The sequence below is a fragment of the Kitasatospora sp. NPDC036755 genome (assembly GCF_040636595.1).
Taxonomy (GTDB): Bacteria; Actinomycetota; Actinomycetes; order Streptomycetales; family Streptomycetaceae; genus Kitasatospora.
Map to the genome: position 1 here is coordinate 1 of NZ_JBEZUT010000403.1, position 6,786 is coordinate 6,786.

General features: G+C 73.6%; 7 protein-coding genes. 3 read left to right on the forward strand and 4 right to left on the reverse strand.

Annotated features, from left to right (window positions below; translation table 11 throughout):
• Positions 1 to 148 precede the first annotated feature (148 nt).
• Together AB0E96_RS36345 and AB0E96_RS36350 are read left to right on the forward strand one after the other, a co-directional pair.
• Complete coding sequence (locus tag AB0E96_RS36345; protein ID WP_359830303.1) at positions 149 to 1,576, forward strand: class II 3-deoxy-7-phosphoheptulonate synthase; 1,428 nt, start codon at positions 149 to 151, stop codon at positions 1,574 to 1,576.
• A gap of 137 nt (positions 1,577 to 1,713) precedes the next feature.
• Positions 1,714 to 3,231 (forward strand): FAD-dependent oxidoreductase, encoded by a 1,518-nt coding sequence (locus tag AB0E96_RS36350; RefSeq protein ID WP_359830305.1) that lies wholly within the window; start codon positions 1,714 to 1,716, stop codon positions 3,229 to 3,231.
• A gap of 91 nt (positions 3,232 to 3,322) precedes the next feature.
• Here the strand turns inward: AB0E96_RS36350 and mftC are convergent, their stop codons facing one another.
• Genes mftC through AB0E96_RS36370 form a run of 4 tightly spaced genes read right to left on the reverse strand, consistent with a single transcriptional unit; the run spans position 3,323 to position 5,591 of the window.
• Complete coding sequence (gene mftC, locus AB0E96_RS36355) at positions 3,323 to 4,510, reverse strand: mycofactocin radical SAM maturase (RefSeq protein WP_359830307.1); 1,188 nt, start codon at positions 4,508 to 4,510, stop codon at positions 3,323 to 3,325.
• Complete coding sequence (mftB, locus tag AB0E96_RS36360; RefSeq protein WP_359830309.1) at positions 4,507 to 4,800, reverse strand: mycofactocin biosynthesis chaperone MftB; 294 nt, start codon at positions 4,798 to 4,800, stop codon at positions 4,507 to 4,509. Before mftB ends, mftC begins: the two co-directional genes overlap by 4 nt.
• A 14-nt stretch (positions 4,801 to 4,814) precedes the next feature.
• Complete coding sequence (gene mftA, locus AB0E96_RS36365; RefSeq protein ID WP_359830311.1) at positions 4,815 to 4,952, reverse strand: mycofactocin precursor MftA; 138 nt, start codon at positions 4,950 to 4,952, stop codon at positions 4,815 to 4,817.
• Positions 4,953 to 5,009: 57 nt separating this feature from the next.
• A complete protein-coding gene (locus AB0E96_RS36370; protein ID WP_359830314.1) occupies positions 5,010 to 5,591 on the reverse strand; it encodes a flavin reductase family protein in 582 nt (193 codons plus the stop codon).
• A 173-nt stretch (positions 5,592 to 5,764) separates the two neighbouring features.
• Here AB0E96_RS36370 and AB0E96_RS36375 point away from each other — a divergent pair, with 173 nt between their 5' ends.
• Positions 5,765 to 6,676 (forward strand): proline iminopeptidase-family hydrolase, encoded by a 912-nt coding sequence (locus AB0E96_RS36375; protein ID WP_359830316.1) that lies wholly within the window; start codon positions 5,765 to 5,767, stop codon positions 6,674 to 6,676.
• Positions 6,677 to 6,786: the final 110 nt, after the last annotated feature.

Below are 6,786 nucleotides of genomic sequence, written 5' to 3' on the forward strand. Positions count from 1 at the left end.
AGTACTCGCCGGCTTGCGAGACGAGCCGGACGGCGATCTCGCTGTTGAGCCCTTCGCTTGCCGACTCGGTTTTCAGCGCGGGGGCCGGGGCACCGGCGGGCGCCCCGCAGACCCCACGAGAACCACCCAGCAGACGGGCGGAGATCCCATGACCGAAACGATGACGCACCCGCCGCAGCGCCGGCTCGACGCGCCGGAACTGCCGACCGAACTGCCGACCGAGCTGCGGGCACGGCTGGCGGACGCTCTGCTGCGTCCCGCCGCCCAGCAGCCGAGCTGGCCGGACCCGGAACGGACCGGCGCCGTCCGGGCCGTGCTGGCCGACGCGCCCCCGCTCACCTCGCCCGCCGAGATCGACCGGCTGAGCGCCCGGCTGGCCCGGGTGGCCAGGGGAGAGGCGTTCCTGCTGCAGGGCGGGGACTGCGCCGAGACGTTCACCGGCAACACCGAGTCGCACGTCCGCGGCACGATCCGCACGCTCCAGCAGATGGCCATGGTGATCGCGTACGGGACCGGCCTGCCCGTCGTCAAGGTCGGCCGGCTCGCGGGGCAGTACGCCAAGCCGCGGTCCAACGCGACGGACGTCCTGGGCCTGCCGGTCTACCGGGGCGACATCGTCAACGCGCCCGAGCCCACCCCCGAGGCCCGACGGGCCGACCCGGAGCGGATGCTCAGGGCCTACAGCAACTCCGCGATCACCCTCAACCTGCTGCGGACGCTGACCAGTGACGGCGCGGTCGACCTGCGGCGGGTGCACGACTGGAACCGGGAGTTCGTGCGCACCTCGACCGTCGGCGACCGGTACGAGCTGCTCGCCCTGGAGATCGAGCGCGGCGTGGGCCTGCTGTCGGCCTGGGGCGCCGGCCACGACACCCCGGACACCGGCGAGATGTTCGCCAGCCACGAGGCGCTGCTGCTCGACTACGAGCAGGCGCTGCTGCGGGTGGACCGCTCCCCGGCCGGCGAGCCGCGGCTGTACGGCCTGTCCTCGCACTTCCTGTGGATCGGCGAGCGCACCCGGCAGCTCGACGGCGCCCACATCGCCCTCGCCGAACTGCTCGCCAACCCGATCGGCCTGAAGCTGGGCCCGGGGACCAGCCCCGAGCAGGCCCTGGAGTACGTCGAGCGGCTCGACCCGCACCGGGTGCCGGGCCGGCTCACCCTGATCAGCCGCATGGGCAGCGGGCGGATCCGCGAGGTGCTCCCCCCGATCGTGGAGCGGATCGCGGCCTCCGGGCACCAGGTGGTCTGGCAGTGCGACCCCATGCACGGCAACACCTACGAGTCGGCCAGCGGCTACAAGACCCGCCACTTCGACGCGATCGCCGACGAGGTCGAGGGCTTCTTCGAGGTCCACCGCGAGCTGGGCACCCACCCGGGCGGCATCCACGTCGAGCTCACCGGCGACGACGTCACGGAGTGCACCGGCGGGGCGCAGGAGATCGACGACACCGCGCTCGCCGACCGCTACGAGACCGCCTGCGACCCCCGGCTGAACAGCCAGCAGTCGCTGGAACTGGCCTTCCTCATAGCCGAGTTGAGCTCCCGTGCGTTCGCGCGCCCGCTCGCCCCGTGACTGACGTCACGTCAGCTCGGAGGGGGGACTTAGGGGTGGTCCGGCCGGATCACGCGCACATACGTTCTCGATGAAACGCGTTCGAGCTTCGGGGGCCCCGCGCACCGCGGGTGCCGGGCCCCCGGCAGGGGGGAAACATGATCAGTAGGCGGACTCTGCTCCGCGGCGGAGGCGGACTGGCCCTGGCCACCGCCGTGATCGGCGCCGGCTCGGCCGCCGCGCCGGTCTGGGGCGCCCCGGCCACCGAGTGGCTGCGGCTGCGCAACCGGCTCCAGGGTTCCCTGGTGCTGCCCTCGGACCTGGGCTACGACCTGGCCAAGCAGCTCCAGATCGCCAGCTACGACGCGGTCGCCCCGCAGGGCATCGTGTACTGCGAGACACCCGGGGACGTGCGCACCGCGATCTCCTTCGCGCAGTACAACGGCCTCGGGCTGCGGACCAGGAGCGGCGGCCACAACTTCTCCGGCTGGTCCACCGGCGACGGCCTGGTCGTCGACACCTCCCGGCTGAACCAGGCCGTGGCGACCGGCGGCACGGTGCACATCGGCCCGGGGGCGAAGTCGGTCGACGCGCTCAGCGCCCTGGCCCCGTACGGCAAGCAGGTGGTCGCCGGCACCTGCGCCACGGTCTGCCCCGGCGGGTTCATCCCGGGCGGCGGAATCGGCTACCAGAGCCGGAAGTTCGGCCTCGGCTCGGACCGGGTGGTGGCCCAGACGATCGTGCTGGCCGACGGCCGGACCGTCCGGGCCACCGCCGGCAACGAGCCCGACCTGTTCTGGGCGCTGAACGGTGGCGGCGGCGGCAACTTCGGCGTGGTGGTGGACTTCGAGGTCCGGCCGATCGACGCCCCCACCCAGGTCTACTTCAGCCTGACCTGGGACTGGTCGAAGGCCGAGAGCCTGTTCGCGGCGTGGCAGGACTCCCTCGTCGACGGCCCCGACAGCTTCGGCTCCGCCTTCATCCTGGCGCTGCCCGACGCGGCCCCCGGCAACACGCCGACCGTCCTGCTCACCGGCTGCTACCAGGGCCCGAAGGCCGAACTGGACGCGATCCTGGACGGTTTCGCCGGGGCGGTCAACGCCGCGCCCCTCACCCGGGTGGTGGCCGAGGGCACCTACGCCCAGGCGCAGATGGAGGTCTACCACTGCGGCGAGCTGACCCAGGACCAGTGCCACCGGGTCGGCCAGACGCCGGGCGCGACGCTCCCGCGGACCGCCTATCAGCAGGAGGCGTACCGCTTCGTCGCCGAGCGGCAGGGCGCGGCGGGCATCACCGACCTGGTGCAGGCCTTCGACGCCGACCGCCGGGCCGGCCAGCGCCGCTTCCTGCACTGCATGGGCCTCGGCGGCCAGGTGAGCCGGGTCGGCCGCACCGACACCGCCTACGTCAACCGGGACGCCCTGTACGTCCTGGGCTACGTCGCCGAGCTCGACAAGCCCAACGACCAGGACGGCCCGGCCGCCGCGGCCTGGGTCGACGCCGGCGCGACGGTCCTCGACCGCATCGCCAGCGGCGCCTACGTCAACTTCCCCAGCACCAGGCTGGAGAACTGGCGCGAGGCCTACTACGCGGAGAACTACCCGCGCCTGGTCGACGTGAAGCGCCGCTACGACCGCGACAACTTCTTCCGCCACCCGCGCAGCATCGGCGCCTGACCCGGCACCGCCCCGAGCGGACCCGGACGGGCCGCCCCCGCCACCCGGCGGAGGCGGCCCGTCCGGCGTTCCGGCAGCCGGGCCCCGGGCCCTAGCGGACGGCGAGGTCCAGGGGGCTGGTGTCGCAGGGGCGGGCGGCGGTCGGCGGCGTGGCAGGGTCGGGACGGCGGCCGATGGTGACGGGGACGGGGGCGCGGCGCCGGCGGGAGTGGTCGTGGGCGGGCGCGGGGACCGCGCCGGCGGTGGTGAGGGCGAGGTCGCCGTGGCCGCGGACGCACTCGGGGTCGGGGCCGTCGAGCGGCAGACCGGTGAAGAGCTTGGCGGCCATGCACCCGCCGCGGCAGGCGTCGTAGGCGGAGCAGCTCGCGCAGGCCCCCGCCGACTGGGGCGCGCGCAGGCTCCGGAACAGCGGGGAGTCCCGCCAGACCCCGGCGAAGCCGCCCGGTTCCAGGACGTTGCCGGCCAGGAACTGCTCGTGGATCACGAACGGGCAGGCGTAGACGTCGCCGACCGGGTCGATCAGGGCGACCACCCGGCCCGCGCCGCACATGTTGAGGCCCGGCAGCGGCCCGGAGCCGAGGGCGTTCAGGTGGAAGAAGGAGTCGCCGGTCAGGACGGACTCGCCGTGCACCAGCAGCCACTCGTACAGCTCGCGCTGCTGCTCGGCGGTGGGGTGGAGGCGGTCCCAGACCTCCGCGCCGCGGCCGGACGGGCGCAGCCGGGTGATCCGCAGCTGGGCGTCGAAGCGGGCGGCGAGCGCGGCGAACTCGTCGAGCTGGCCGACGTTCTCCCGGGTCACCACCACGCTGATCTTGAAACCGCGGAAGCCGGCCTCGGCCAGGTTTTCCATCGCGCGGACCGCGGTGGCGAACGACCCCGCGCCCCGGACGGCGTCGTTCACCTCGGCGGTCGCACCGTCCAGGGAGATCTGCACGTCCACGTAGTCGCTCGAGGCGAGCCAGCGGGCCCGCTCGGGCGTGAGCCGCACGCCGTTGGTGGAGAACTTCACGCCGACCTGGTGGTCGGTGGCGTACTCGACCAGCTCCCAGAAGTCGGGCCGGACGGTGGGCTCGCCGCCACCCAGGTTGACGTAGAACACCTGCATCCGCTGGAGCTCGCGGATGACGGCCTTGCACTGCTCGGTGGTCAGCTCGCGCGGGTCCCGGCGGCCCGAGGAGGACAGGCAGTGCACACAGGCCAGGTTGCAGGCGAAGGTCAGTTCCCAGGTCAGACAGATCGGGCTGTCCAGGCCGGCGGCGAACTGGTCGACCAGCTTCACGGGGTACTGCCTTCTTCCTTGTGGTGGTCCTGCGGTTCGATCACGCCCGTCTCGGCCAGGCCGGCCAGCGCCCGCAGGTAGGGGGCGCGCTGCGGCTCGGGGACACCGGCGGCGACCAGGGCGGAGTGCACGTCGGCCGCCCGCTCCAGCCCCTGGACGACGTCGACCAGCAGCCTGGTCTTGAGGAACGAGAGCCGACGGGTGCCGAAGTCGTAGGCCAGCGCCCCGAACGGCTCGGGGCGCAGCGCCACTCGGGGCGAACACCGGTAGGGGCGGGTCGCGTCGAACACGTCGGTCTCCCGGCTCAGTAGACGCCGCACATGCCGTCGATGGAGACCTCCTCGACCAGGAGGTCCTCCTCGACGACCTCGACGACCTCGACGGTCTCGGTGGTGGCGGCGATGGCGTCGGCCTCGGGCGCCGCGGTGGCGGTGTCGGACACGGGTGCTCCTCGGATCGGGCGCCGGCCGGTGCGGCCGGCGCTGGGGCGTCGGGTGGCTCAGAGGGCCGACAGCGTGCGGAAGTCCCGCTGGAAGTAGACGACCGGCCGGTCCCCGAGGACCTGCGCGTCCGTCACCTCGCCGACCACGATGGTGTGGTCGCCGCCGTCGTACCGGTCGCGGGTGGTGCACTCCAGGACGGCGCAGGAGCCGTCCAGCACGGGGTGCCCGTCGGTGCTCGGGGTGATCCGCCGGCCGCCGAACTTGTCGGCGTCCCGGGTGGCGAAGCGCAGGGCCAGCTCCGCCTGCTCCGCCGCCGCCACGTGCACCACCCAGGACCGGGCGGTGAGGAAGGCAGGGTGGCACTGGGCCGACTTCGCCAGGCAGAACAGCACCAGGGGCGGCGCCATCGAGACCGAGCAGAAGGAGGTGGCGGTGAACCCCCACCGGTCGCCGGAGGCATCGGCGGTGGTCACGATGGCGACCCCGCTCGGGTAGCGGCCCATGGCGGCCTTGAACCGGCGCTGCCGCTCCTCCAGCGGGACCGGCGGCGCGGCGACGGCCCCGACGGCCGCCTCCCGGGCGTGCTCCGGCGCGCTCGCGGGCTGCCCCGTCGACGCCTCTGCCGTGCCCTGGCTCACGCCTCTCTCCTCCGTCGGTCCGCCGGTCTCGTCCTCTGCGGTGCCGACAGTACTGCCGGCACGGCCGGGCCGGTCCCCCTAATCCGGGGCGGAGGGGCGTGAACCGGCTGGCCGGGGCCCCTCTGGGGTGCCTAGGGGTAGGCCCGCCGACCTCCCCCTCGTAGCCTCACGGCGTGACGACACTGCCTCCCAACCCGCCTCCCACGACCAAGGCCACCGCACCCTTCGGCGACCACGAGACCTGGTACCGGGTCACCGGCGAACTCGGCGGCGGGCCGGCCCTCGTGGTCGTCCACGGCGGCCCCGGCAGCACCCACGACTACCTGCTCAACCTCTCCCTGCTGGCAGAGGCGGCGGGCGTCCCGGTCGTCCACTACGACCAGCTGGGCAACGGCGGATCGACCCACCTGCCGGACCGGGGCGCCGACTTCTGGACCCCCGAGCTCTTCCTCGACGAGCTCGACAACCTGATCGGCCACCTCGGCATCGGCGGCGACTACGTCCTGTTCGGCCACTCCTGGGGCGGTCTGCTCGCCACCGCCCACGCCGGCCGCCGACCGGCCGGCCTGCGCGGCCTGGTCATCGCCAACGCCCCCGCCTCGTACCCGCTCTGGCTCCGGGCGGCGGCGGAGCTGCGCGCCCAGCTGCCGCCCGGCGTCGACGACACGCTGCGCCGCCACGAGAGCGCGGGCACCACCGGCGACCCCGAGTACCAGGAGGCGATGCGGGTCTTCTACGAGCGCCACGTCTGCCGGCTGACGCCCTGGCCGCGCGACTACCTCGCCTCGTTCTACGAGGTGTACAACGACCCGACCGTCTACTACACGATGAACGGGCCGAGCGAGTTCCACGTCGTCGGCACGCTGAAGGACTGGTCGGTGGAGGACGCCTGCGACCGGATCGACGTGCCGACCCTGGTCGTCTCCGGCCGCCACGACGAGGCGACGCCCGCGACGCTGGAGCCGTTCCTGGACCGGATCGGCGACGTGCGCTGGGAGCTGTTCGAGGAGTCGAGCCACATGCCGAACCTGGAGGAGCCGGAACGGTTCCTCCAGGTGATGACGGAGTACCTGCGGGAGATCTGAGCGACGGAGCGGGACGGGAGGGGGCGGGGGGCGGGGGGGGCCCCCCCCCCCCCCCCCCGGCCGGCTAAAGGTACAAAACACCCACCCCGGTTGGGGGAAGCGCCGCCCCC

Coding starts and splice junctions, on each gene's coding strand:
- AB0E96_RS36345 (WP_359830303.1), top strand. CDS start 149: ATGACCGAAACGATGACGCACCCGCCGCAGCGCCGGCTCGACGCGCCG.
- AB0E96_RS36350 (WP_359830305.1), top strand. CDS start 1,714: ATGATCAGTAGGCGGACTCTGCTCCGCGGCGGAGGCGGACTGGCCCTG.